General features: G+C 65.7%; 24 protein-coding genes. 11 read left to right on the top strand and 13 right to left on the bottom strand.

Annotated elements, in window-relative coordinates; translation table 11 throughout:
* Positions 1–6 precede the first annotated feature (6 nt).
* From JN531_RS07130 to JN531_RS07120, 3 genes are read left to right on the top strand one after another with little or no spacing between them, the layout of a single operon-like run.
* The gene (locus tag JN531_RS07130) at positions 7–954 is read left to right on the top strand and encodes a DMT family transporter (RefSeq protein WP_228348172.1); all 948 of its coding nucleotides are present in this window, start codon (positions 7–9) and stop codon (positions 952–954) included.
* 59 nt (positions 955–1,013) lie between these two features.
* Positions 1,014–2,285, top strand: coding sequence for a DUF2157 domain-containing protein (locus JN531_RS07125; protein WP_228348171.1), 1,272 nt, complete (start codon positions 1,014–1,016; stop codon positions 2,283–2,285).
* Entirely contained in the window at positions 2,282–2,854 is a 573-nt protein-coding gene (locus JN531_RS07120) for a GDYXXLXY domain-containing protein (protein WP_228348170.1), read from the top strand. The genes JN531_RS07125 and JN531_RS07120 overlap by 4 nt, the downstream gene beginning before the upstream one ends.
* A 56-nt stretch (positions 2,855–2,910) precedes the next feature.
* Here the strand turns inward: JN531_RS07120 and JN531_RS07115 are convergent, their stop codons facing one another.
* Positions 2,911–3,240, bottom strand: coding sequence for an antibiotic biosynthesis monooxygenase family protein (locus tag JN531_RS07115; protein ID WP_228348169.1), 330 nt, complete (start codon positions 3,238–3,240; stop codon positions 2,911–2,913).
* Between the two features lie 104 nt (positions 3,241–3,344).
* On the opposite strand from JN531_RS07115, the gene JN531_RS07110 reads away from it, so the two are divergent.
* Entirely contained in the window at positions 3,345–4,403 is a 1,059-nt protein-coding gene (locus JN531_RS07110) for an alpha/beta hydrolase (protein ID WP_228348168.1), read from the top strand.
* 6 nt (positions 4,404–4,409) lie between these two features.
* Here JN531_RS07110 and JN531_RS07105 read toward each other — a convergent pair whose 3' ends face one another.
* The gene (locus JN531_RS07105) at positions 4,410–5,417 is read right to left on the bottom strand and encodes an AraC family transcriptional regulator (protein ID WP_228348167.1); all 1,008 of its coding nucleotides are present in this window, start codon (positions 5,415–5,417) and stop codon (positions 4,410–4,412) included.
* Positions 5,418–5,551: 134 nt separating this feature from the next.
* Here JN531_RS07105 and JN531_RS07100 point away from each other — a divergent pair, with 134 nt between their 5' ends.
* Positions 5,552–7,048: a flavin-containing monooxygenase gene (locus JN531_RS07100; RefSeq protein ID WP_228348166.1), complete on the top strand. Its 1,497-nt coding sequence runs from the start codon at positions 5,552–5,554 to the stop codon at positions 7,046–7,048.
* 111 nt (positions 7,049–7,159) lie between these two features.
* Here JN531_RS07100 and minE read toward each other — a convergent pair whose 3' ends face one another.
* The 3 genes from minE to minC are packed head-to-tail and all read right to left on the bottom strand — an operon-like array spanning position 7,160 to position 8,962.
* Positions 7,160–7,414: a cell division topological specificity factor MinE gene (gene minE, locus JN531_RS07095; RefSeq protein WP_228348165.1), complete on the bottom strand. Its 255-nt coding sequence runs from the start codon at positions 7,412–7,414 to the stop codon at positions 7,160–7,162.
* Positions 7,415–7,417: 3 nt separating this feature from the next.
* Positions 7,418–8,230, bottom strand: a complete 813-nt coding sequence (gene minD, locus JN531_RS07090) for a septum site-determining protein MinD (RefSeq protein ID WP_228348164.1) — start codon at positions 8,228–8,230, stop codon at positions 7,418–7,420.
* A gap of 21 nt (positions 8,231–8,251) precedes the next feature.
* A complete protein-coding gene (gene minC / locus JN531_RS07085) occupies positions 8,252–8,962 on the bottom strand; it encodes a septum site-determining protein MinC (protein WP_228348163.1) in 711 nt (236 codons plus the stop codon).
* A gap of 220 nt (positions 8,963–9,182) precedes the next feature.
* Here minC and JN531_RS07080 point away from each other — a divergent pair, with 220 nt between their 5' ends.
* The 5 genes from JN531_RS07080 (at position 9,183) to JN531_RS07060 (ending at position 13,809) form a co-directional block, all read left to right on the top strand.
* Positions 9,183–10,649, top strand: coding sequence for a circularly permuted type 2 ATP-grasp protein (locus tag JN531_RS07080; protein ID WP_228348162.1), 1,467 nt, complete (start codon positions 9,183–9,185; stop codon positions 10,647–10,649).
* Positions 10,649–11,578, top strand: a complete 930-nt coding sequence (locus JN531_RS07075) for an alpha-E domain-containing protein (protein ID WP_228348161.1) — start codon at positions 10,649–10,651, stop codon at positions 11,576–11,578. Before JN531_RS07080 ends, JN531_RS07075 begins: the two co-directional genes overlap by 1 nt.
* Before the next feature lie 18 nt (positions 11,579–11,596).
* Positions 11,597–12,286 (top strand): CAP domain-containing protein, encoded by a 690-nt coding sequence (locus JN531_RS07070; RefSeq protein ID WP_228348160.1) that lies wholly within the window; start codon positions 11,597–11,599, stop codon positions 12,284–12,286.
* Positions 12,283–13,080 carry an acyl-CoA thioesterase gene (locus JN531_RS07065; RefSeq protein ID WP_228348159.1) on the top strand — a complete coding sequence of 266 codons (798 nt, stop codon included), beginning with the start codon at positions 12,283–12,285 and terminating at the stop codon, positions 13,078–13,080. Before JN531_RS07070 ends, JN531_RS07065 begins: the two co-directional genes overlap by 4 nt.
* A 264-nt stretch (positions 13,081–13,344) precedes the next feature.
* Positions 13,345–13,809: a flavodoxin family protein gene (locus tag JN531_RS07060; protein WP_228348158.1), complete on the top strand. Its 465-nt coding sequence runs from the start codon at positions 13,345–13,347 to the stop codon at positions 13,807–13,809.
* 10 nt (positions 13,810–13,819) lie between these two features.
* Here JN531_RS07060 and JN531_RS07055 read toward each other — a convergent pair whose 3' ends face one another.
* Both JN531_RS07055 and JN531_RS07050 read right to left on the bottom strand, forming a co-directional pair.
* On the bottom strand, positions 13,820–14,680 hold the full coding sequence (locus JN531_RS07055; RefSeq protein WP_228348157.1) for an SDR family NAD(P)-dependent oxidoreductase: 861 nt from the start codon (positions 14,678–14,680) through the stop codon (positions 13,820–13,822).
* A 33-nt stretch (positions 14,681–14,713) separates the two neighbouring features.
* Complete coding sequence (locus JN531_RS07050) at positions 14,714–15,925, bottom strand: acyl-CoA dehydrogenase family protein (protein ID WP_228348156.1); 1,212 nt, start codon at positions 15,923–15,925, stop codon at positions 14,714–14,716.
* A gap of 159 nt (positions 15,926–16,084) precedes the next feature.
* On the opposite strand from JN531_RS07050, the gene JN531_RS07045 reads away from it, so the two are divergent.
* Positions 16,085–17,089 (top strand): alpha/beta hydrolase, encoded by a 1,005-nt coding sequence (locus tag JN531_RS07045; protein WP_228348155.1) that lies wholly within the window; start codon positions 16,085–16,087, stop codon positions 17,087–17,089.
* Here the strand turns inward: JN531_RS07045 and JN531_RS07040 are convergent.
* The 6 genes from JN531_RS07040 to JN531_RS07015 form a co-directional block, all read right to left on the bottom strand.
* Positions 17,083–17,664, bottom strand: a complete 582-nt coding sequence (locus JN531_RS07040) for an ACP phosphodiesterase (protein WP_228348154.1) — start codon at positions 17,662–17,664, stop codon at positions 17,083–17,085. The genes JN531_RS07045 and JN531_RS07040 overlap by 7 nt on opposite strands.
* 146 nt (positions 17,665–17,810) lie before the next feature.
* A complete protein-coding gene (locus JN531_RS07035) occupies positions 17,811–18,650 on the bottom strand; it encodes a phytanoyl-CoA dioxygenase family protein (RefSeq protein WP_228348153.1) in 840 nt (279 codons plus the stop codon).
* Positions 18,651–18,779: 129 nt separating this feature from the next.
* On the bottom strand, positions 18,780–21,875 hold the full coding sequence (locus JN531_RS07030; RefSeq protein ID WP_228348152.1) for an efflux RND transporter permease subunit: 3,096 nt from the start codon (positions 21,873–21,875) through the stop codon (positions 18,780–18,782).
* 41 nt (positions 21,876–21,916) lie between these two features.
* On the bottom strand, positions 21,917–23,053 hold the full coding sequence (locus JN531_RS07025) for an efflux RND transporter periplasmic adaptor subunit (RefSeq protein WP_228348151.1): 1,137 nt from the start codon (positions 23,051–23,053) through the stop codon (positions 21,917–21,919).
* 43 nt (positions 23,054–23,096) lie between these two features.
* Complete coding sequence (locus JN531_RS07020; RefSeq protein ID WP_228348150.1) at positions 23,097–24,377, bottom strand: TolC family outer membrane protein; 1,281 nt, start codon at positions 24,375–24,377, stop codon at positions 23,097–23,099.
* A gap of 55 nt (positions 24,378–24,432) precedes the next feature.
* A complete protein-coding gene (locus JN531_RS07015; RefSeq protein WP_228348149.1) occupies positions 24,433–25,161 on the bottom strand; it encodes a TetR/AcrR family transcriptional regulator in 729 nt (242 codons plus the stop codon).
* Positions 25,162–25,352 lie beyond the last annotated feature (191 nt).

Genomic DNA, 25,352 nt, shown 5'->3' with positions numbered 1-25,352 from the left:
TCGGGGATGCCGACACCCCGCCCCGTTTCAACGCAGCGCCATGTTGCCGAAGGCCTGATGCTGGCCATCGTCGGCGCGGTCTGCTTTTCTGCCAAGGCGATCGTTGCCAAGCTGCTGTACCTCGAGGGGCTGGATGCGGTCGCGGTCCTTGGGCTGCGCATGCTGCTGGCCGCACCGTTCTTCATCGTCGTCGCGATCTGGACCTGGCAGCGGACCCCCCGCTTGCGGGCCGGTGACCTGTGGCGCTGCCTCGGCCTGGGCCTGATCGGTTACTACGCCTCCAGCATGCTCGATTTCATGGGCCTGCAGTACATTACCGCCGGCCTGGAGCGCCTGATTCTGTTTCTCACGCCGAGCTTCGTGCTCCTGCTCAATCGACTGGTCTTCAAGCGCCGTGTCAGCAGCAGCCAGTGGGCCTCGCTGGGGCTGGCCTATACCGGCATCGTGCTGGTGTTCCAGCACGATGTGGCACTGGGCGGGGATCAGGTTGCGTTGGGCGCGGCACTGGTGCTGTGTAGCGCGTTTACCTATGCGATCTACCTGCTGCTGTCCGGCGAACTGCTCCAACGGGTCGGCACCTTGCGGCTGGTGGCGCTGGCGATGACGGCCTCCAGCATCGCGGCACTGGTGCAATATGCGCTGCTGCGGCCGTTCCCGAGTCTGTTCGAACAAAGCCTTCCCATTTGGCGACTGTCGCTACTGAACGCGACGCTGTGTACGGTATTGCCCGTGTTCCTGACCATGATGGCGGTCGCCCGCATCGGCGCCGGTACCGCCGCCCAGACCGGCATGGTCGGCCCGGTTTCCACCCTGTTTCTCGGCGCCTGGCTGCTGGGAGAGCCGATCTCAGGGCTGCAACTGGCAGGCTCGGCGCTGGTGATTGGTGGCATCGTGCTGATGGGCCTGAGGCGTCCGGTGGCGACGTCGACAGCGCGACCGACCGTCGTCAGATAACGGACGTTGTGCCGCTGTTGCCAAGGGCTTAGGCTGACGGTCATGGGGGAGGCACCACGATGAGCACGGGGCCACAATGGTTGCTTGAACAGCTGCCGACGCTGCAGCGAGACGGCATCGTCAACGCCGAGACGGCCCAGCGGCTGCGGGCACACTACGCGACTGCGGCTGCGGCCACGCAAACGTCCAGCTGGGGCCGGGTCCTCAGTGCCACCCTGGGCGGCCTGCTGATTGGCCTGGGCGTGATTCTTCTGGTGGCCCACAACTGGGACAGCTGGCCACGGGCCCTGCGGGTCACCGTCAGCCTCGCGCCGCTGCTGGCCGGTCAACTGGCCTGCATCTGGGCCCTTACCCGGGCGCGCGGCGACGTCGGGTGGCAGGAGGGTGCGGCAGCGTTCACCGCCACCGCCTTTGCCGCCGCGCTGGCGCTGGTGGGCCAGCTCTATCACTTTCCGGGTGATCTCGACCGTTACCTGCTGACCTGTACGCTGGCTGCACTGCCACTGGTCTATCTCCTCAATGCAAGCACGGTTGCGGTGCTGTGCGCGGCCGCGATTACTGTCTGGGCAGCGCGTGCACCCGCGGCTTCGCCGCTGACCGTGCTGCTGTTGCTGTCGACGCTGGCACCGCACGTGGTGCTGGCCTGGCGCCGTGATCGCGGAGCGCCGCGCAGCCTGATCCTGCTGGGCATCACGGTCCCGCTCGGCTTTGTCGCCATCCTCGCGTGCCTGCACGACCCGGGGCGTTTGAGCTGGCTGTGGCTGGCCGAATTCTCGGCCCTGCTCTGGCTGATCAACCTGCATGACGAGCCGCCCGGGTGGCGACGTCCGCTGCCCAGCTACGGACTGTTGGGGCTGGCCACCGTCGCCCTGAGTGCCGGCTTCACCGATTTCTGGCAACCGTCACGCCTGCCGCCGGTGGGAGATGCCGCGGGCGAGAGCTGGCTGCTGCTCGGTGCCGTGCTCGCCTTGCTGCTGTGGCTGATGCAACGCGCCCTGCGCGCCGACCAATGGCTGCGCGCCGGCGGCGGCCTGCCCGCCCTGCTGCTGTGGCTGACCCTGATGTTTGACCCTGCTCCCTATGCCGGCCCGTTGGCGCTGCTGTCGAATCTCTACCTGGCAGTCCTCGGCATCGCGTTGATCCGCCATGGGGTACAGACCCAGCGGTTGCGAACGGCACACGCCGGCCTGCTGCTGTTGGCGGCGCTGATCCTCGCACGCTTCTTCGACAGCGACTGGTCATTCACGATCCGGGGAATCGCCTTCATGGTTATCGGCGCTGGCTGCCTGGCGATCAGCCGGTGGCTGCGGCAGCGGGTTACAACCCCATGAGAACACGATGGCTGCTGGTGCTGCTCGGCCTGCTCTGCATCGGCCAATGGTCGGTCCCGGGCGCCTTGATCCTGAAACACCAACGGACGTTGTCGGACGGCACGGCATACGCCTTTCGCACCGCGCCGGTCGACCCCGAGGATCCGTTTCGAGGCCGGTACGTGGCACTGGATTTCGCCGCTGCGGAGCGGGCGGCCACGTCGACCGCTCCCTTGCCGCACGACGTGCCCCTGTATGCCGCCATAACGGTGGATGCCCAGGGGTTTGCCCAGCTGGGCGAACCTGCGTCCACGCCGCCCGCGCAGGGTGATTGGCTTCCGGTCAGGGTTACCTGGCAGGGCGAGGGCCGGGTCCGGCTACAGCTGCCCTTCGATCGTTTCTACCTCGATGAAGCGCTGGCCCCGGAAGCCGAGCGACGCTATCGCGAAGCCGACCAAGGCCCCGCCAGTCGGGCCGACGCCACCTATGTGATGGTTCGTGTCCGCGACGGTCATGCCGTGATCGAGATGCTTTACCTGAATGGACGCCCGGTCCATGTCGACCTCGCCGGGGCGATCGCTGGTCGCTGACCTGGACGCAATCCGGTCCCGGCGACCGTCACCGGTGGGGCGCCGGCTGCTGCAGTTCAGCCTCCGACGTCGTCATCCCCGGGCGGCATGACGCGCCACTCCGGCGCCTCGAACTCGCCAATCAGACGAATCTCGCAGGTACGTGCGTGGCGCTCGAGAATGCTGCGCACGCGCGCGTCGCGGCCATCGTCCTTGGCATCGCGGTGCGCCTTGGACTGCCAGTGGGCGATCGCCAGCAGGGTGTCGTCGCTGCCAATCTTGCGGTGCAGCTCGGTCCCCAGCGCGCCTGGCGTCTGCTGAATGATGCGGCTGGCTTCGATCCAGGCCTCGGCATACTCGGCCACCGTGTACGGCGGAATCACGCGAACCTCAAAGATATATTTCATGGTGCGCTCGTCGGAAACGGGCGAACAGGTCAACGCGAAACCCCGGCGCCGTCAAGGCGACCGTCCTGACTTACCATGGTCGCTCACCCACGCCGGACGTGCCGATGCCGTTCCCCACCAACACCCCGATGCGTCAGGTCCCTGACGATTACTTCCCGGCCGGCAGTGACCGCTGGTTCACCCTGCCATCGGGGCCGAATGCCGGCGCCACCCTGTTTTACTACGACGTCACGATCGGCAACACGCCACCGGTCACCACGGTACTGCTGGTGCATGGCAACCCCGAGTGCTCCTACACCTGGCGCCACGTCCGCGACACGCTGGTTGACCGCCAACTGCCGTGCCGCATCATCGCGGTCGATCATCAGGGCTTCGGCCTGTCGGACCAGGCCCGCTTCGAGATGGTCGACATGCACCATGCCGATCAGCTGGCCCAACTGGTGCGACATCTCGACCTGCAGGACATCACCCTGGTCGTGCATGACTGGGGAGGACCGATCGGTATTGGTGCGCTGATCGACATGCCGGAACGGGTCCGCCACCTGGTCGTGGGCAACAGTACCGTCTTTCCGATGCCTGGCGATGGTTACACCTACCGCAACTACCCCTACCGGCTGCTGCCCTGGTGTCATACGGCAACGCTGATCCCCGCTGCCTGGTGGGGCGCGGTCGCGGCGTATGTGGTGTCCCATGCACGGCCACAGCCGATGCAACGCTTTATCACCGGTTTCGGCCGCATGCTGGGGCGTGCGCTCAACGGCTCCCTGACGCGGGAAATCGACAGCCCCGAAGCGGTCTGGTGTGCCCAGTTCGGCAGTCGCATCAATCAACGCGCCAGCCAGCGTCACGTTCGACAAACGCCGGTCTGGGGACATGGCTACCGCTATCACGTGCCGTCATTGGGCGTGCAGGACAACCATGCGTTCTACCGCAATATCCAGGACCGCATCGGAACGGTCTGGGGGCCGGCCGGGCAGTCCATCGGCGTCGCCGGTTTCTTTGGCGGATGGGATCCCTGTGGCAAGGACAGCGTGATCGCCCAATGGCAGTCGGCGCTGCCGCAAATGACGGTCCACCGCTACCCCGATGTCGGCCACTTCGTCGAAGAGGTGAAGGGGCCCGAGATCGCCGCCGGAATCATCCGCCTTGCAACAGGCGGCTGAACCCGCTCACGCGCCACGCCGCACGGCCGACGGCGGCCGACCGAACCATCGACGACAGGCGCGTGTCAGCGCAGACTGCTCCGACAGCCCCAGCACCCCGGACAGCTGCGCCAACGGCATCCGCGTCTCACGCAGATAGCGCAGGGCGGTGTCGCGGCGCAGATCATCGCGTAGTGCCTCGAAGCTGACCCGCTCCGCCGCGAGATGCCGCTGCAGGGTGCGCGGGTGCATCCCCAGCAGATTCGCCACCGCCGCCTTGCTGCCGCCGGCTGTGCTGAGGGTACGCTGCAGGGCCTGGCGCACCCGCGCCGCCACCGACTGTTCCGGATCGCCGAAGTGGGTCGCCAGGTAAGCCTCGGCGATGCGACGCAGCGCGACATTCGCCGCCTGCAGGTTGATGGCCAGTGTTTCCCGCGCGAAATGCAAACCACCGAATGCCTGTGCCGGATGCACCGGCACTCCAAAGAAACGGGTGTAATGCGACAGCGATGCCACCGGCGTGTGTGGCAGGGTCACGGCCTTCAGGCCGTATTCCCCGCCGGCGAGGAATTCGAGCATGTGGTGGACATCCCCCAGACAGATATCCAGCGCCTGCCGTTGCCCACCCTGCCCCGGCGCACGGATTTCGAAACGCATCTCGGCCGCTCCTGGCAGCCAGCTGCTGACCGGCAACACGGTCATCACCATGCCGGGGCTGTGCACGAACAGGTATCGCGAGGCGGTGTCGAGCGCGCTGGCCACGGTGGGCGCATGTTGCATGGCGATGGCCACCGGGCCGAGCACGGTGATGTCCTGGTTATGCGACAACCGCAGGCCGAAATCTCCACAGCCGGTGGTTGCGGCGCTCGCCTCCAGCAGGTGCAACACCGAGCGCAGCGGCAGCAGGGCGTCATCGTCATCGAGTGTGCCGGGGGCAATTCGATACCGTTGCAGCAGCGACGCAGGGTCAACCCCGAGCTGCCACATCTGGGTCTCATAGCCCCGCAAACCGCTGGCACGCACCATGGTCGACATGTCTCGTAAAGTCTAATCTTTGTCTTTTAAAGTCAAGTTTCGCCTGTGCTCACCCGGCAGACTGCTAGGCTTGAGTGAAACCCGTTTCACCCGCCCGGCGACACGACCGGGGCGGCCTATTCGAGGAGCGCAACATGAACACCCCCACATTCGATGTGCTGATCATCGGTGCCGGTCTGTCCGGCATTGGCACCGCCTGTCACCTGGCGCGGGACTGTCCTGGCAAGCAGGTGGTGATCCTGGAGCGTCGCGACGCCATCGGCGGTACGTGGGACCTGTTCCGCTACCCGGGCATCCGCTCCGATTCCGACATGTTCAGTTTCGGTTTCAATTTCCGCCCCTGGAACGAACTGAAAGTGCTGGCTGACGGGCCGTCGATCCGTCGGTACGTGACCGATACGGCGCGCGAATACGGCATCGACAAGAAGATCCAGTTCGGGCTCAAGACCACCAGCGCCGAATGGTCGAGCGACCTTGGATGCTGGACCGTCACCGCCCTGCATGAGGCCAGCGGTGAAACACGGACGTTCCGCGCCCGATACCTCGTCGGAGCCACCGGCTACTACAACTACGACCAGGGCTTTCTGCCGCATTTCCCGGGGGTCGAGCAGTTCAAGGGCCAGTGCATCCATCCGCAACACTGGCCGGAGGGGCTCGACTACCGCGGCAAGCGCGTGGTCGTCATCGGTAGCGGTGCCACCGCCGTCACCCTGGTGCCGGCCATGGCCGACGATGCCGCCCACGTCACCATGCTGCAACGCTCGCCGTCCTACATCTTCTCGGTGCCCGGCTTCGACAAACTGTCGGCGGTGCTGCGCAAGGTGCTGCCAGAAAAATGGGTCTACGCGATGGCGCGCAAGCGCAACATCCTGATCCAGCGCTGGCTCTATATCGCCTCCAAGCGCTGGCCGGACAAGGTGCGCAGCTGGCTGTTGTCGAACGTGAAAAAGCAGATCGGCGACAAGGTCGACATGAAGCATTTCACGCCGAGTTACATGCCTTGGGACGAGCGCCTGTGTGCGGTCCCCGATGCCGACCTGTTCAAGGCGCTCCGCAGTGGCAAGGCCTCGGTGGTCACCGACCACATCGACACCTTCACCGAAACCGGCATTCGCCTGAAGTCCGGCGAGCACCTGGACGCCGACATCATCGTCACCGCCACCGGCCTGCAGATCCAGGTGCTGGGCGGCACCGAACTGCGGGTGGATGGCGAGACACGCGCCGTCAGCGACCTGATGACCTACAAGGGCGTGCTGATGCAGAACGTGCCCAACATGGCCTGGATTTTCGGGTACACCAATGCACCATGGACCCTGAAGGCCGACATCGCTTCACGCTATGTCTGTCGGCTGCTCAACCATATGGACCAGAACGGTATCGCCGTCGCCACCCCGCGCGCCAGCGATGACAGCATGACGGACGAGAACATCTTTGGCGCACTCGGTTCCGGTTACGTGCAGCGGGCCCGGAACACCCTGCCCAAACAGGGCCGGGACTTGCCGTGGCGGGTGCTGCATCACTACGAACGCGATACCCAGATGCTGGTCGAACAACCCATCGAAGACGGCCTGCTGGAGCTCACCCCGGCCGGCGCCGGTCAGAGCCGCCCTACTGCGGCACTCGCCGCCTGAACCCGCCGCGGCTGCGTCGCTACGGCTGCCGAGATCCATCCAGCCTCCCTGTTATCCCCCGGTGACCGGGGGATTTTTTTGCCCGAGGCGGGCGCTGTGGCGCCCCCCCGTTCAGGCCTCCGGCAGGGCGATGTTCATTTCCAGCACTTCCAGCCCGTCTTCATTCTGCACGTTCACCTGCACGGCAGAATCGGGCACCTGCACATATTTGCGCACCACGTCGAGAATTTCCTGCCGCAGGCGCGGCAGGTAGGCGGGGCCATTGGCACGGCCATCGCGCTGATGGGCGACGACCACCTTGAGGCGTTCCTTGGCAAGGTTCGCCGTGTTCTTCGGTTCAACGCGGAACAGTTTGAGCCAGTCCATCGATCAACCTCCAAACAGCTTGCCGAGGAAACCTTTCTTCTCGGCATTGATGAAACGCATCGGCCGCTCTTCTCCGAGGAAGCGCGCGATGATGTCGTCATAGGCTTGGCCGGCATCGCTCTCCAGCTGCGAGATCACCGGCGTACCGGCGTTGGAGGAGGTCAACACCGCTTGCGACTCCGGGACCACGCCGAGCAGGGGGATGGCGAGGATTTCCTTGACGTCCTCCACCGAGAGCATCTCCCCTTTCGCCACCCGCACCGGGTTGTAACGGGTGAGCACCAGATGCTCCTTGACCCGTCCATTGCCCTTCTCGACCAGACGCGTCTTGCTGGCCAGCAGCCCGAGCACGCGATCGGAATCGCGGACCGACGACACTTCGGGGTTGGTCACCACCAACGCCTCGTCGGCGAAGTACATCGCCAGATGGGCGCCGCGCTCGATGCCGGCCGGCGAATCACAGACGACATAGTCGAACCCTTCCGAGCGCAGGTCGTTGAGCACTTTCTCGACACCCTCAACCGTCAACGCATCCTTGTCGCGGGTCTGACTGGCCGCGAGGATGTAGAGGTTGGGGTTCTGCTTGTCCTTGATCATGGCCTGGCGAAGGGTTGCCTCGCCCTGGATGACATTGACGAAATCGAACACCACGCGCCGCTCGCAGCCCATGATCAGGTCGAGATTGCGCAGGCCGACATCGAAGTCGATCACCACCGTCTTCTTGCCGCGCTGGGCCAGCCCGGTGGCAAACGAGGCACTGGTGGTGGTCTTGCCGACCCCACCCTTGCCGGAGGTCACTACAACGATCTTGGTCACGGGAGATCCATCCTCAAAAAGTCAGTCGATGCGCTCAACGCGCAGTTTGCCGTCTTGCAGAAATACCTGCGCGGGCTTGCCGTGGTGCTCGCCCTGCAACTGCTCGGCCACCGCGTAGACGCCGGCAATGGCGACCAGTTCGGGCTCGAACCGACGGCAGAAGATGCGGGCGTTGGTATCGCCGCGAGCACCGGCGATGGCCCGCCCGGCCAGGCGGCCATAGATGTGCACACAGCCATCGGCAATGGCTTCGGCGCCGGCCGCCACCTGGTGGGTGACCACCAGATCGCCGTCCGGCACATAGAGCTGTTGCCCGCCGCGCACCGGTTCCACCACCACGCGCGCTGGCGCGCGCGGCGCCGGGGCGGGTGCCGCGGCCGGTGCCGGGCTGGGGGTGGCAGTGGGTTCCGGCGCGGGTTCGGCAGCGGCCGACCGTGGCGTCCGCTGGCCCGCATCGGCCGGCAATACCGCCAAGCCCCAGTTCCGCGCGGCCTCGGCGAGATGATCCCCGGACACCCCGATCGGCTGCATGCCGACGTCGCGCACGGTGGCGATCAGTGCCCCGAGATCGATGTCGGCAGCGGTTTCCAGAATCACCGGCATGCCCATGACGGCTTGTGGCATCTGTCGCGCCATGCGGGCCAGCTGGTCGGCGATGGCGGGGAGGTCGGCGGTCACCACGCGCACCCGTGTGGTGGACAGCATCCGCCCCTTCAGTTCAAGCGCGTTCACAGGTGTCGATTATTCATATTGAGTTCTAATTTGCAACATAATATCACAGTCGCCGGACGCATTCCGCAGAAGATCCAGCCGCAACGATGTCGCCGTCGCCGCAGTGTAGGGGCGAATGCGCGGCTTGTGGGCCGAGCGCGGGGACGCCGGCGCGTTTCCAAACTGGCACTGAACGTGCAACGCTGTGGGAAACCACCCACACCTCGCACCGTTCCGTTCCATGGCGCTCGACTGGCACCGCTACGCTTGCACCGCATTTCACGATGAGCTGTTCGAAGCGCCCGGCCAACCGCGCCCGGCGGCACGCATGCTCGCGGACTATCTCGACGACCTGACCGATGCCGAGCTGGCCGAGCGGCGGCTGGCGGCGGAGCTGGCGATCAAGGTGATGGGCATCAGCTTCACGGTCTACTCGGAAGGCCAGAACGTCGACCGCGCCTGGCCGTTCGACATCATTCCGCGGATCATCGAGCGTCGCGAGTGGGCGCGTACCGAGGCCGGCCTGAAGCAGCGCGTGCGCGCACTCAACCACTTCATCCAGGATATCTACGGCGACCAGAAGATCATCAAGGACGGCGTGTTTCCGGCCGAGCTGCTGTCGGAATCGGTGAACTTCCGCCCGCAGTGCAAGGGGATGCGCCCGCCGCATGGGGTCTGGGCGCACATCTGTGGCTCGGACCTGGTCCGCGGCGGCGACGGCACCCTGTATGTGCTGGAGGACAACCTGCGGGTGCCCTCCGGCGTCAGCTACATGGTGGAAAACCGCATGGTGACCAAGCGGGTGTTCCCGGAACTGTTCGAGCACACCAACATCCTGCCGGTGGACGATTACCCGACGCAGCTGCTGGACACCCTCAACGCCATGAGCCCCCGTCAGGCGGAAGTGCCGGTGGTGGTGCTGCTGACGCCGGGGATCTACAACAGCGCCTATTTCGAGCACTCGTGGCTGGCCCAGCAGATGGGCATCGAACTGGTGGAGGGGCCGGACCTGATGGTCGACGCCGAGGACGACTGCGTCTACATGCGCACCGTCTACGGCCGCCAGCGGGTGGACGTGATCTACCGCCGCATCGATGACCTGTTTCTCGACCCCGAGGCCTTCCGGCCGGATTCCGCGCTCGGGGTGCCGGGCCTGATGCGCGCCTGGCTCAAGGGCACCGTCGCACTGGCCAATGCGCCCGGCGCGGGCGTCGCCGACGACAAGGTGGTCTACGCCTTCGTCCCGAAGATGATCCGCTACTACCTCGACGAGGACGCGATCCTGCCCAACGTGCCCAGCTATCTGTGCATGGACCGCGCAGACCGCGCCTACGTGCTCGACCATCTGGACGAACTGGTGGTCAAGCCCGCCAACGAATCCGGCGGCTACGGGATGCTGATCGGCCCGCGCGCCACCCGCAAGGAACGCGAACGCTTCCGCAAGCTGATCGAGGCCAACCCCCGCAACTACATGGCCCAACCGACGCTGTCGCTGTCGACAGCGCCCATCCTGCTCGACAACGGCGTCGTCGAGCCGCGCCACCTCGACCTGCGTCCGTTCATCCTGTCGCGCGGCGACGATGTCTACGTCACCACCGGCGGCCTGACCCGGGTGGCGATGGTGAAGGACTCCCTGGTGGTCAACTCCAGCCAGGGCGGGGGCGCCAAGGACACCTGGATCGTCGATCTCGACGGGGAGGCCGGCTGATGCTCTCGCGCGCCGCCGACAATCTCTACTGGTTCGGACGCTACCTGCAGCGGGCCGAGAACACTGCCCGTATCGTCAGCGTCCACCAGTTCCTGTTGCTGGACCTGCCGCGGACCGTCGAGTTCGGCTGGTCACCGCTGGTGGAAATCCTCGGCGCCGACAGCACCTTCCACGCCCGCTACCCGGACACCAGCGAGGCCAATGTCGTCCGCTTCCTGATCACCGATCGTGAGAACCCCGGCTCCATCCTCAGCTCGCTGCACAGTGCCCGCGAAATTCTCCGCACCATTCGCGAGAGCATGCCGCGCGATCTGTGGGAGCGCTACAACGACCTCTTCTACTACGTGCAGGAGCGCGGCGAGCGCCAGCTCCCGCGCGGCAAACGGCAGGAGCTGCTGACCCGCGTCACCGACGGCGCGCTGCAGATGTATGGCGTGCTGGCCAGCAACATGAACCGTGATGTCGGCTTCCAGTTCCTGCGGCTTGGCACCAATCTGGAGCAGGCCGACATGACCACGCGCATCATTGATGTGCGTTCCTCCAACCTGATCAAGCCGATCACACCCGAGCTCGCACCGTTCCAGAGCATCCAGTGGATGGGGGTGCTGCGATCACTGGCGGCATACCAGATGTTCCGCCGGCAGATGCGCACCCGCGTCAACGGCAGCAACGTCCTGCGGTTCCTGCTGCAGAGCCGTGATTTTCCCCGCAGCGTGATGTTCTGCCTGCAGATGCTGCGCGCCACCCAGCCCTACCTGCCGCACAACCGGGCGGTCGAACGCCAGATCGAAAGACTACGTGCGCTGGTGATCGATGCCGACGTCGAACAGCTGCTGCAAGCCGGCATCCACGAACTGATGGACGAGATCCAGCTGGGGCTGGCGGACTTGCACGAAGTGCTGGCCGAGGCTTACTTCAACCGCACCTGAGCCGCTATCCTGCGGGCCATGAACCTGTTCCGCTTCCTCGCCGGCATCGCTGCCCTCACGCTGTTCTCGACCACCGCCGGCGCCGCCGAGCCGCCGCGGTTCAACGGCATGCTGGCCGCCCACAACGCGGTGCGGACACCGCTCGGCCTGCCCCCGCTGTCATGGTCGCCGGTGGCGGCAGCGCAGGCCCAGGGCTGGGCCGACATGCTGGCAGCACAGGGCTGCGCGGCCCGCTACAACCCGGACCCCGTCCGCCGTCAGCAGTATGGCGAGAACGTGCTGCGCGCCTATGCCGCCGAACCCTATGACGGCACCCTGCGCCAACCGGCCGAGGTGGTCGCCCGCTGGGCCGCAGAGGGGGCGCAGTACGATCACGTTGCGCACCGCTGCAAGACCACGCAAGGCACCCAATGCGGGCAGTATCTGCAGCTGATCTGGGAGACCACCGAAGTCGTCGGCTGCGGCTTCGCCCGCTGCCCGGCGTCGGAGGTCTGGGTCTGCAACTACACACCGCGCGGCGGCCAGGCCGACCGCAAGCCCTACGGCAATGCCGAACCGCTGCCGACACCGGTGCCGGCGCCGGCGCCGGCGCCGGTGGCACAGAGCTGCGAATCGGCCGGTGACTTCGATTTCGAAGCCGCCCTCGATGCCGCGCTGGCCGACAGCCCGCCTGTCCCGGAAGCGCCCGCAGGAGCGACAACGCCATGAACTATGCCGAACTGCTCGCGGGGCTTGAACTCGACATGCCCAGCGGTGACGCCCGCATCCGCGTTGGCGACGACTGGGGCCAGGGTCGCACCCTGTTCGGCGGCCTGCAGACAGCGATTGCCGTCGAGGCGCTACGCCCCCAGGTGCCGGATGACGCCCCGCTGCGGGTGCTGCAGGCCACCTTCATCGGGCCGGTGCCACCCGGCGAAGTGCGCGTCTCAACGCGCATCCTGAGGCGTGGCAGTTCAGCCATGCAGGGGGAGGCGCGCCTCTGTGATGCCGACGGCAACACCCAATGCCTGGTCCTGGCCGTATTCGGCAAGGCGCGGCCCTCATCGCTGGCCTTTCATCCGACCGCGCCCGCCGTAAGGCCCGCTGCCGAGTCCAACCGATTCCCGTACATCGAGGGGCTGACGCCCAAGTTCACCCGCTACTTCCAGATGGCGCTGGCCGAGGGACAGTATCCGTTCATGAGCGCGCCTGAGCCCCGAACCCGCACCTGGGTCCGGCACACGGACCCTGCCCCGACCTCACTCGCCCACCTCATCGCCACGGCGGACACCATCCCCTCGCCGGCCCTGTCGATGCTGAAGAAGCCGGCGATGGCCAGCTCCCTGACCTGGACGCTGGAGCTGATCAACCCCCGCTGCGATTTCGACCCGCAGGCCGACTGGCTGATGGATGCCGAGGTCACCGCCGGTGGCGACGGCTATCTCAACCAGACCGCCACCCTGTTCAACCCGGCGGGCGAGGCCGCAGCCTACAGCCGGCAAACCGTGGTGGTGTTTGGGTGAACCCCGTCGCTTTGCGAGCACGGCTCGCTGACGGGGTTCACGACCCGGCATGGAAGCCGGGGCCGGAGTGCATTAGCGAACTGACGTGTCGCCACGATGGCCAACGCCAAGGTGCATTCGCGGCACAACCGTCGTTTAGCCAGCACGGCTCGCTGACGGGTTCACGACCCGGCATGGAAGCCGGGGCCGGAGTGACAGCAAGATGACGGTTCGCCACGATGGCCAGCGCCAATGCTTGTTAGCGGCACACCCCAAGGTATTGTTGTGGCCACCCGCCTACTGATCGTCTACGCCAGCCAGACCGAAACCGGACGCGCCCGGACGCTGGTCGACGCCGCCGCGGCCGGCGCCCGCGAGGAGCCCGGCGTCGACACGGTGATTCTGCGTGCCGATGCGGCCGGCCCGGACGACCTGCTCGCCTGCAGCGGCCTGCTGCTGGTGACACCCGAGCACTTCGGCTACATGGCCGGCAAACTCAAGGACTTCTTCGATCGCACCTATTACCCGGTCGAGGGCCGCACGGTGGGCCTGCCCTACGCCTTGATGGTGAGTTGCGGCAACGACGGCCGCGGCACTGTCAGCGCCGTCGAGCGGATTGTGGCCGGCTATCGCTGGAAAGCGGTGGCGCCACCGCTACGGGTCATCGGCGCGCCCTCGCCAGCGCAGCTGACCGAGGCGCACGACCTCGGCCTGGCACTGGCCACCGGCCTCAGCCTCAACGCGTTCTAGCGCCTACGCCTCACGCGTAATAGTCCGGCCGTCCGGCACACCACAGCTCACCCCAGAGCTTGCCGCCCCCGTCCACCGTCAACACCTCGCCGGTGATGAAGCTGCCACTGCCGGCGCTCAGATAAATGCAGGCTTCGGCGATCTCCATCGGCGTGCCCGGACGCTTCAGCGGGTTGGCCAGGGGAAACTCCTTCTGGGCCTCCGGTGGATACACCTTCAACCCTTCGGTGGCAGTCAGCCCGGGCGCAACGCAGTTGACGCGGATGCCGAGCGGCGCCCATTCCACCGCCACCGTGCGGCTGGCGCCGATAACCCCGGCGCGTGCCGCCACCGTATGGGCGACACCGGGCATGCCGCGCTCGGTAACCACCACGATGTTGACGATGGAGCGGGTCATCTCGCCCACCGGCTGATCGCGCCAATACTGGGCAGCGCGCTGCATCATCAGCCAGGTGCCGTTGAGGTTGTTGTTGATCACCGCCATCCAGCCCTTGGGGGCATAGTCGATGGCGTGCTGGGGAAACTGCCCACCGGCGTTGTTGACCACGTAATCGAGACGGCCGAACTGCTGGTGAATCGCCTGGTACAGCGCGTCTACCTGCTCCGGCTCGCGCACGTTGACCGACTGGCACATCACGGTGCCACCCTTGCTGCGGATGAAGTCGGCCACTACGTCGAGCTTGTCCAATGTACGCCCGCACAGCACCACGCTGGCGCCGAGACGGGCGAACAGCAGCGCGGTCGCCCGGCCAATACCACTGCCGGCGCCCGACACCAGTGCCACGCGCCCCTTGAACAGGTCGGACCGATAAACCGTCTCGACCGCCCACAGGGTTTCCGGCGCATTCAACGCATCGACATCAATCTTCATTTTTCACGCCTGCTGTGTCTCACCCCTCATCCCTCACGAGGACAACAGTTCCTTGCTGATGATCATCTTGCGCACCTCGGTGGTACCCGCGCCGATCTCCAAAAGCTTGATGGCCCGATAGAGCCGGTTGATCTCGCTCTCCCAGATATAGCCACTGCCACCGTGTACCTGTACCGCCTCATTGAGCACCTGATTCATGGTGTCGGCGACAAACATCACGCCGGCAGCGGTGAGCTTGTGGATCTCACCACGACCGCCGTCGTCTTCACCGATGACGTTGGCGGCGCGCAGCGTCTGGTAGGTGAATAGGCGCATCGCCTCCACCCAGGTATACATCTGCGCCAGCTTCGACTGGATCATCTGGAAGTCGGCAATCGGGCGGCCGAACTGCTTGCGCTGCCGCGCGTAGTCCACCGACAGCGACAACGCCCGCTCGGCAATGCCGAGGCAGATCGGGGAGATCATCGCGCGCTCCAGGTCGAGCCCCGACATCACCACCTTGACCCCACGATTCTCACCGCCGACCAGGTTCTCGACCGGCACCTTGCAGTCCTCGAACACCAGCTCGGCGGTCTGGCTGCCGCGAAAGCCCATCTTGATCAGCTTCTGCGCAACGCGGAACCCCGGGAAATGCTTTTCGACAATAAAGGCGGAAATACCCTGCGCGCCCTTCTCCTTGTCAGTCTTGGCATAGACCAGCAGCACGTCGGCCACCGGACCGTTGGTGATGTAGATCTTGCTGCCATTGAGCACGTAGTGGTCGCCCTCGCGGCGAGCGGTGGTGCGCATCGAGCCCAGCGCATCCGACCCGGCGCCGGGTTCGGTGAGCCCCAGCGCGCCGATCAACGTGCCCTTGCACATGCCCGGCACGTACTTCTTCTTCTGCTCTTCGTTGGCGTTGCGCAGAATGTTGTGCAGGCAGAGATTCTCATGCGCCACCCAGGCCAGCGCCAGCGCGTGGTTCCAGCGGCCCAGCGCCTGGAGGATGAGACCGGACGTGAACACGTCCATCCCCGCCCCGCCCAGTTCCGGCGGCGCGGTGACGCCGAAGAAGCCGGTCTCGCCGATCTTCGGGAAGATCTCGGTGGGCCACCATTCTTCATTGTCCATCCGCGGGGCCAGCGGATACACCTCGTTCTGGGCGAAGCGGTCGGCCTGGGCGAGAATTTCGATCTCATCAGTGGAAAGGCCAGTAAAGGCCTGCATCACGGACGGGCGGTCGTTCATCGGTGCGGTATCGGGCATTGGGGTTTCCGGCTGGTGAGTCTGACTTACCACCGTAGCGGCTCCACCCCCCGAGTGGCTTCGTCCAATGTGGTGAGGTCGCCCGGCCGGCGGGGCCGAATTTACGCGCCAATCGGGGCCGGCAAGGCCTTACCATCGGGCCCTGAGACCCGGGGGAACATGATGCCTTTCAGCCAATGTCGCGCGGCGAGCGGTGCGCTCGTCATCCTGTTCTCGGTGACGATGGCTGGCTGTGGCGGCGATGCCATGCCGATGGGCGCCGGCCTGCCGCCGGGCGCACGTGCCATCAGCGATGACCCGGCCTGCACACCGCCGCGCTGCCTGGAGGTGGCAGTTCCGCTGCCCGAGGGCGTGACGGTCACCGACAATCGCGTGCGCCTGCTGTTGCCGGCCGATTACGGCAGTACCGACAAACGTTATCCGTTGCTCTACCTGTTGCACGATGCGCCCGGCGATGTCAGTAGCTGGACCCGACTGGGCGATGCCCAGGCATTCACCGAGAACCTCGACGTCATCGTCATCATGCCCGACGGCGGCGGCGGCAACCCGGGCTGGTACAGCGACTGGCGTGACGGCAGCTTTCAGTGGGAGACCTATCACATCGACGTGATGATCCCCTGGCTGGAGCGGCACCTGCGCGGTCTCGGCGATGGTCACCGGGCCATCGCCGGCCCGTCGATGGGCGGTCACGGCGCGATGAGCTATTCGGCTCGGCATCCGGGTCTGTTCCGGGCCGCAGCGGGGTTTTCCGGTGCCGTCGACTTTCTCCACCTCGGCCGCGTCAGCGCCCTCTACGGCTTCCTGGCCAATCCGATCGCCGGTACGCCCAACGGCCCGATCTGGGGCGATCCGGTGCTGAACTACGACATCTGGGAAGACCACAACCCCGGGCGCCACGTCGATGCCCTGCACGGCATGACCCTGTTGCTGACCTCCGGCAACGGTCTCCCTGGCGGCCCGCACGAGCAGCTCGGCAGCCCACAGCTCTATGCCATCGAGCCGCTGTTGCTACTGATGAACCAGAGCTTCGCCAGCACCCTCGACGCTGCAGGCATCGATCACGCCACCTGGTTCTACGGCCCGGGCTTCCACGACTGGCCCTATTACCGCGATGCCTTTGCTTGGGCCCTGCCGCAGCTGATGGCGGCGATCACCCCTCAGTGAGCGCGGGAGTGCCCGGCGACTGCTGTCAGATCGTCGAGTAGCCCCGGCAAACCGGCGCGCAACACCGGCACGGCCAGGCGCCAACGCGTCCCCGCCTGCAACAACGGCGCCGGCTGCTTCAGTCGAGTGGCGGTCCGGCGAATCGCTTCGTCGATACCGGCCTCCGTGGCATAGGACGCCAGCAAGGTGGCAAAGGCAGGCGCGGTGGTGGCACGCCCCCCGGCCAGCAGAAACCATGAGGCCGCGGCCGCCATGGCCTCCGCGGCACGCTGTTGAAACATCGACAATGGCTCGGCAGCAAACGCCGGCCAGTCGTGCGACAGCGCGAAGTCACTGGCCAGATCGAGCAGGATGCCGGCATAGCGGCGCTCGCCGTCTGGCCATAGCTGGCGCGCCTCGCGCATCAGCGGGTGGCGATCGGTGGCGGCATCGACGCGGCGATGCAAACGAATGCCCTCGGCAATGTCCGGCGGGTATGCCGAAAGATCCGACCCCCGCACCACGTCCCCCAGCACCGCACCCGCCAAAGAGGTGCTCGTGCGGTCGGCCAGCCAGAGGTGCGCGAGGAAGTTCACATCATCAGGATACCGCGCTCGCTAAGCAGCTGTTGTGCCGCGAATGCACCTCAGCGCTGGCCATCGTGGCGAGCCGTCACTTTTCTAATTCACTCCGGCCCCGGCATCCATGCCGGGTCGTGAACCCCGTCAGCGAGCAGTGCTCGCTAAACGAGGGGGTTCACCCACCCACCCTCCAGCGTTTTCAAGGGGTGATGCGCCGTCACATGACCCATGAATGGCGGCCAGATGTGGTAACCGAGTAACTGTTGCAGCCGCGGCGACATCGCCCGCACACGCTCCGGTGGCACGCCGAGAAAGTAGTTTTCCTGGGTGCGCGCCCAGGGCTCGCAATACTGGTTGGAAAACGCCAGCCGCGGTGCGCCACTGTGATTACCCCCGCCGCGGTGCAGCAGCGTACCGAGAAACACCACACAGGCACCGGCCGGCATCTCGGTGGGCACCAGTTGACGCTCGAGATCTTCACGGACGGCGGCATCGGCATCGTGACCATCGTAGATCCCGGCGATCTCGGCATCACTCCAGCCGTGAGAGCCCGGCAGCAGTTCCGTGCCGCCGTTGGCTGCAGTGAAGGCATCCACCGCTACAATGGTCGAAACGCTGATGGCCGGCCGCGGGCGGGGAATCGTGTAGAACTGGTCATCGAAATGGATCGGCTGCGGCGTCTCACCGGGTCCGATGTTGATCGCCTGGCTGGCGGTGAGCAGATAGCCCGGTTGCAGCAAGGCATCCAGCAGGGCCAGCACCCGCGCATCCTCGGTGATGCGCTCAAAGATCGCGCCCCGCGCCACCAGCGTGTAAACCCGCTCGGTTTGAAAGCCCTCGAAATTGTTGCGACCCGCGTACTGCTGAAGAAACGGGGCCAGACCAGCACGGACGGCGGCGAGATCATCGGCACTCAGAAAGTCCTCGATGATCGTGTAGCCCTGCGTGCGCAGGCGCTGCAGGTGCGGCAAGGAATCGAAGGCGCTGGCAGCAGTCGTCATGGCATACCGACGGGACAAGGGCTTGTCCCGATGATAGGCCGAACCGGGGCGCCGAGATCCAAGCGCGGTATTGAGAGCGGAAACCACCGCTAAGGCTTCGGCGGCTCCGCTCCCATCACGCGCAAGCCGTCATGCTGCTGCGGCAGGCACCCCCTGATGCCCGTGATCGCGCCCGATATAGAGGTAAGCCGCAGGCACCACGTAAAGGGTGAACAGGGTGCCGATGGTCATGCCGGCGGCGATCACCAGGCCCAGGGAGAAGCGCGCCGAGGCGCCGGGGCCGCTGGCGAACAGCAGCGGGAACATGGCGACCACCAGTGCCGCAGTGGTCATCAGGATCGGCCGCATGCGGATGCTGGCGGCTTCCTCGATCGCCTCGCGCTTGCCGAAGCCCTGCTCCTGCAGCTTGTTGGCGAACTCCACCATCAGGATGCCGTGCTTGGAGATCACCCCGATCAGGGTGATCAGGCCCACCTGGGTGTAGATATTGAGGGTCATCCCCGGGAAGTTGCTGAGCTGCATGCCGTTGGTGATGCCGAGGATGTTGATCAACAGCAACGCGCCGCAGATCGACATCGGCACCGTCACCAGAATGATCAGCGGATCGCGGAACGACTCGAACTGCGCCGCCAGCACCAGGTAGATGATCACCAGGGCGAAGCCGAAGGTGGCCATCAGCGCCGAGCCTTCCTGCTTGAACTGGCGCGAGGCGCCGCCGTAGTCGATGCGGAAGCCCGGGGGCGCCACTTCCTGGGTGATGTCCTCGAGGGTCTTCAGCGCTTCACCCTGCGGCACGTCGGGCCGGGGCACGGCGATGATGGTGTCGGCGTTGAGCTGCTGCACGTGCTCGATGGAACGCGCCACGGTGCGTTCTTCCAGCCTCACCAGCGACGACAGCGGCACCAGCTGTCCGTTGGCGGCCCGCGTGTGATAGTTCGCAAGCTGCGCCGGGTTGAGCCGGTCGCCGCGTTCCACCTGCTGGATCACCTTGTACGAGCGACTGTCATACGAAAAGCGGTTGACCTCGCCCCCGGCCAGCAGCGCCGCCAGATCGGCCGACAGCTGCTGCATGTCGACGCCCAGCAGGGCGGCCCGGTCACGATCGACCACCAGTCGGGTTTCCGGCCGGTCGATGCGCAGGCGCGGGGCGACGAAGAAGAACTTCTTCGACGCCTGCGCCCGCGCCACGATCTCGTCACTGGTGGCGGCGATGTCTTCCGGTGAGGCGGTGGCCTTGATGACGAACTCCACCGGATAGCCCTGCCCCGGTGTCGGCAGTGCCGGCGGCAGGATGGCGGCGGAGCGCAGGCCGGCGATGTCGTTGAGGCCCTGACCGACCGACTCGATGATCTCCTGCGCGCTGCGCTCGCGCTGGCTCCAGGGCTTCATGATGAAGCCCATGAACGCCTGCGAGCTGTTGCCGGGGAAGCCGAAGGTGAAGATGTGATCGACATCCGGGTCATCCAGCGCCACCTGTTTGGCCTTGTCGAAATACTGGTTAAGGTATTCCTGGGTGGAGTAGCCATCCGACTCGTTCACCGAGAAGGCAAACCCGGGGTCTTCCGCCGGCGCCAGCTCGGCCGGGGTGGAGACAAACAGGAAGTAGCAGGACACCAGCACGACCAATCCGAACACGCCAATCACGTGCACGGTGTCGAGCGCGCCATGCAGCCGCGCCTTGTACTTGTTGCGCCACTTCTCGAACTGGCGATCGAGGAACTCGGCCAGCCGGTTGCCGCCGTTGTCATGCGACGACTTGAGGATGCGGGCACACATCATCGGCGTCAGCGTCAGCGCCACCACGCCGGAAATCAGCACCGCTCCGGCGAGGGTGAAGGCGAACTCGGTGAACAGCTTGCCGGTGATACCGCCGAGGAAGCCGATCGGCGCATACACCGCCACCAGGGTGATGGTCATGGCGATCACCGGGCCCACCAGTTCGCGCGCACCCTGGATCGCCGCATCGTGCGGTTTCATGCCGTCTTCGATGTGACGGTGGATGTTCTCCATCACGATGATGGCATCGTCCACCACCATGCCGATCGCCAACACCATCGCCAGCAGCGTCAGCAGGTTGATGGTGAAGCCCAGCGCCATCATCAGGAACAGCGCGCCCACCAGCGACAGCGGCACGGTGACGGCCGGGATGAAGGAATTCCGCAGCGAGCCGAGGAACAGGTAGATGACCACGATCACGATCAACAGCGCCTCGATCAGCGTCGCGCGGACCTCACTGATGGCATCACGGATATACACGGTGCTGTCGTAGCCGACTTCGGCATTGAGCCCTTCCGGCAACCGCTGGACGATATCGGGCCAGAGCGCCATGACATCGTCGATCACGTCGAGCACGTTGGCCTCGGGTCGCACCTGCACGCCGATGAACAGCGCCGGCGTGCCATCCCAGCCCGCATCGCCCTCGTAGACTTCCGCGCCGAGCTGCACATCCGCCACGTCGCCCAGGCGCACCACTTGCTCGCCCTCGGCTTTCACCACGATCTGGCGGAACGCCTCGGCATCGCTGACATCGGTGCCGGCCGACAGGCCGATACGAACGTAGTTGCCCTTGGTTTCGCCGACGGCCGACAGCACGTTCTGGCTGCGCAGGCGGGAATAGACTTCACTGGCGGTGATGTTGTGTGCCGCCATCCGCTCGGGCTTGAGCCACACGCGCATGGCATAGGTCCGGGCACCGATGATCTCGGCCTTCTCCATGCCCTCGATGGCTGACAGCTGTGGCTCTACCACCCGCGACAGGTAGTCGGTGATCTGGCTCTGGTCGAGCACCTCGGAGTAGAACGACAGGTACATCGCCGCGGTCCCGCCGCCCTCGGCGATCTGGATCACCGGGTCTTCCGAACCTTCGGGCAACTGACTGCGCAGCTTGTTCACCTTGGCGGCGATCTCGGTCAGGGCCTCGTTGGGGTCCTTGGTGAGACGCAGGTTGGCGGTGATGGTGCTGGCGTTCTGTACCGAACTGGAGGTGAGGTAGTCGATACCGTCGGCGGTGGCGATCTCGCGTTCCAGCGGGGTGGTGATGAAGCCCTCGATCAGCGCCGGGTCGGCGCCCGGATAGGCCACCGAGACGGTGATCTGCGCGTTCTGCAGTTCCGGGTACTCGCGAACCGTGAGGTCGAGCCCGGCACGCAGGCCCAGCAACAGGATGATCAGACTGATCACCGTTGCCAGAACCGGCCGCTTGATGAAGATGTCGGTGAAATGCATGGGAGACCTTGCGTATCAGGGCGTGCCGCGCGGGCGCGGCATCAGGTGTTGGCGGGGGTCGGGGCGAGTTCCGCGTCGGGCTGGATCTCGTTGTTGATGACCACCGGCTGGTCGTTGCGCAGCTTCAGCAGGCCACTGGAAGCGACTTCATCGTCGGCCTCCAGCCCTTCGGTGACGGCGACGAAATCGCCCCGCGCCGGGCCCAGACGGACAAAGCGCTGGGTCACCGTGAGCGGCTCACCACCTTCCTGCTGCGCGGCTTCGCGGTCGCCGGTGACGACAAACACGGACGCGCCGTAAGAGCTGTAGTTGATAGCGGTACGCGGCACCGCCAGCACGTTCTGCTCACCCGGCAGCCGCAGCTGTACCTGCCCGAACTGGCCGGCCCGCAGCTTGAGATCGGCATTGGCCAGGCGCGCCCGCAGGCGGACGTTGCGGGTGGCCTCATCGACCCGCGGCTCCACTGCCAGCACGGTGCCTTCGAACACGTCGCCCGGGTAGGCTTCCACCGTCACGGTCACCGGCAGGCCGGCGCTGATATCCGCCAGGTACTGCTCGGGCAGCGAGAAGTCGACGTCGATCGGGTCCAGCGATTGCAGCGTCACCAGCGGGGTGCCCGCCGCGACAAACTGGCCGGTGCTGACCTGGCGGATGCCCAACTGGCCGGCAAACGGCGCGCGGATGGCCTTCTGCGCGATGCGCGCCGCCTGCGACTGCATGGCCGCCTGTGCCGCATCGGCTTCCGCCTGGACCGCATCCAGATCCGACTTCGAAATGGCTTCCAGTTTGTACAACTTCTGGCGGCGCTCAAGGTTGAGCTTGGCCAGTTCGGCCTGCGCCTGCAGCCGCCGCAGTTCACCCCGTTCGGTATCGCTGTCGAGGGTCACCAGCGGTGCACCCTTTTCGACCCGATCGCCGGATTCGAAATGCAGCTCGGTGATGATGCCGCCGACATCGGTGCTGATGTCCGCACCCTGTACCGGCACCAGATTGCCGATCGCCTCCACCTGATTTTCCCAGGTGAACGATTTGCCGGTGGTGGTGGAGATCGTGACCGGCGGGATGGGCATGGTCTCGATGTAGTCCACCATCATCTTGTTGCCGATCCACTTCATGCCGAACACGGCGCCGAAAACGACACCGGCGAGGATGAGCATGATGATCATACGTTTGGTCATGACGGGTCTCTGCTGCGAAATGCGAAAAAAGGAGAGCGGAACTTCACGGCGCTGCGGCGGGTGGTTCGGCGGCGTCGGGCTGCTCGAACAGGCGGTCCATGGCGGCCACCATGTCGACACTGAGCGTGCCGGCGGTGGCCTGCAGGATCAGCGCCTTGATCAAGAGGTCGTAGCGGACTTCGTTGCGGTCGCGCTGTGCCTGCACCACCCGACTCTGGGCATCCAGCACATCAGCGATGGTGCGGGTGCCGGCATCGTAGCCGGCCTGCACCGCCCGCTCGGCGGCTTCGGCCGATGCCAGCACCTGCGAATAGGCCTTGTCGGCCGTCAGTGCCGACACCACGTCCCGGTAGGCTTTGCGAATGGCACTACGCACCTCGCGCTGCGCCCGGGTCAGGGCCAGGTCGGCTTCGTCAATGCGGGCTTCAGCCTCGCGTACCCGGCTGTGGTTGATGCCGCCGGCATAGAGCGGCACCGTCAATTCAACGCCGATACGGGCCTCGTCCTGCAGTTGTCCGAGGGTGTAGTCCTGCGAGTCATTGCGGCCGGCGCTGGCCACCACATCGAGGCTCGGCAGCGCTTCGGCCTTGCGGCTCTGGCGGTTGGTGCGGGCCAGTTCGGTCTGCAGGCGCGCCCGCAGTAGATCGACGTTGCTGTCCTGCGCCGTGCGGTACCAGGTATCAACATCACTGTCGGTCAGCGGCGGCAGGTCCAGCGTCTCGCGCAAGCGCGGCAGCGGGCCACGGGCGTAACCGGTGATCTCTTCCAAGGCGTCGCGGGTTTCCTCCACCTGACCGCGCGCCGCGATCAATTGCGCCTGGATCAGGTCATCACGCGCCTGCGCTTCCTTGAGATCGGTGCCGGGCACCAGCTCGACGTCATACCGCTTCTGGGTATCGTCGAGCGACTCGCGAATCGCGCGAGCCTCGGCCTCGGTCTGTCGCAACTGGTCTTCGGCCAGCAAAGCGTTGAGATAGCGCTCCGACACCCGCGCGATGAAGTCGATTTCGGCGGCGCGGTACTCGACTTCGGCCAGTGCATCCCGTGCCTCGGCACGGTCAAGGCGTGCGCCCCAGTCCAGACGCAACAGTGGCTGCCGGACTTCCAGCACGGCGGACCATGCCGCATAGTCCTCGTCCGAGGCGCCAAAGGCGAAGTCGGCGTCGGTATAGGCGTAGTCGGCGTTGGCACGCAGGGCCACGCTCGGGCGCAGGGCGGCGCGTTCCTGCTCGCCCAGCTCGCGGTTGGCGCGCTGCGTGGCAGCGGCGGCGGCGAACTGCGGATCCGCTTCGACCGCGCGGCTCAGGGCCTCGGAAATCAACATTCCGGCGCTGGCCGGAAGTGCGACCAGAGACAGCACAAGAAGCGCGGTTGCGTGCTTAACCTGCACAGATCGATTCATCGAAAACCTCTTTGCAAATGCGTTTGATCAACACGTCCAGCCCGGCGGGCGACGTGTCGGCCTGCAGTGGGCGCCAGCCGACGCCATTGAGCAGGTGCTGAATGTGCTGCGACATCGCCCGGTACGGGGCACGGACCGAAAAGTCGTCGAGCACCCCTTCGGCGTGAACCAACTGGTGGAAGCCGGCGCAGAGGGCCCACATACCGGCGGCCAGCTCCTGTGGTGTCTGGTGCGTCAGGGTCAGGTCCCCCTGGGCCACCGCGTCCTCGACAATCGCCACCACCACTTCACCAATCGGCTTGGTGATATCGAGAAAGTCCTGCCGACGCTCGGCCGATGCCGCCTTCCAGACCACCTCGCACAGGGAATATTGCGAGAGGCGGAAGAAGTCCGGATGACGGTTGACGAAGATCATGTCTGCCACCCCGATGGCGAACATGCGATCCCGCGTCGGCGCCTGCCAGTCGGCCACCCGCTGGAACAGCGCGGTATGCTCACGAACGTCCTCGATCAGCACGCCCAGCAGCAGGTCCTCTTTCGAGGTGAAGTGCTGATACAGCGTGCCGACCGCGTATTCGCAGCGTTCGGCGACCTTCGACATCTGCAGGCTCAACAGACCGCTTTCAGCGATCAGCTCACGCGCAGCCGCGAGGAACTGCTGCTCGCGTTCCCCGAATTCCCGCTGGCGGCGCTCCCGCGTTCCCATTGAACTTCAGACCCTGCAGCTCGAAAGAGGCGCGCATTCTGAATCATGTTCACGTCAAGTACAAGGTTCATATTACGGCGTAACGTCAGATTATTCCTACACCGGGGACACGGGCACCGCAGGGGCCCCGTACAGCGGGCTGGCGCCCAAAAAAATGCCCCGCCGGAGCGGGGCAAGGGACATCCAGCGGA

It is taken from the genome of Flagellatimonas centrodinii, from assembly GCF_016918765.2.
GTDB classification, from domain to species: Bacteria; Pseudomonadota; Gammaproteobacteria; order Nevskiales; family Nevskiaceae; genus Polycyclovorans; species Polycyclovorans centrodinii.
This window is presented reverse-complemented; position numbering and strand designations above follow the sequence as displayed.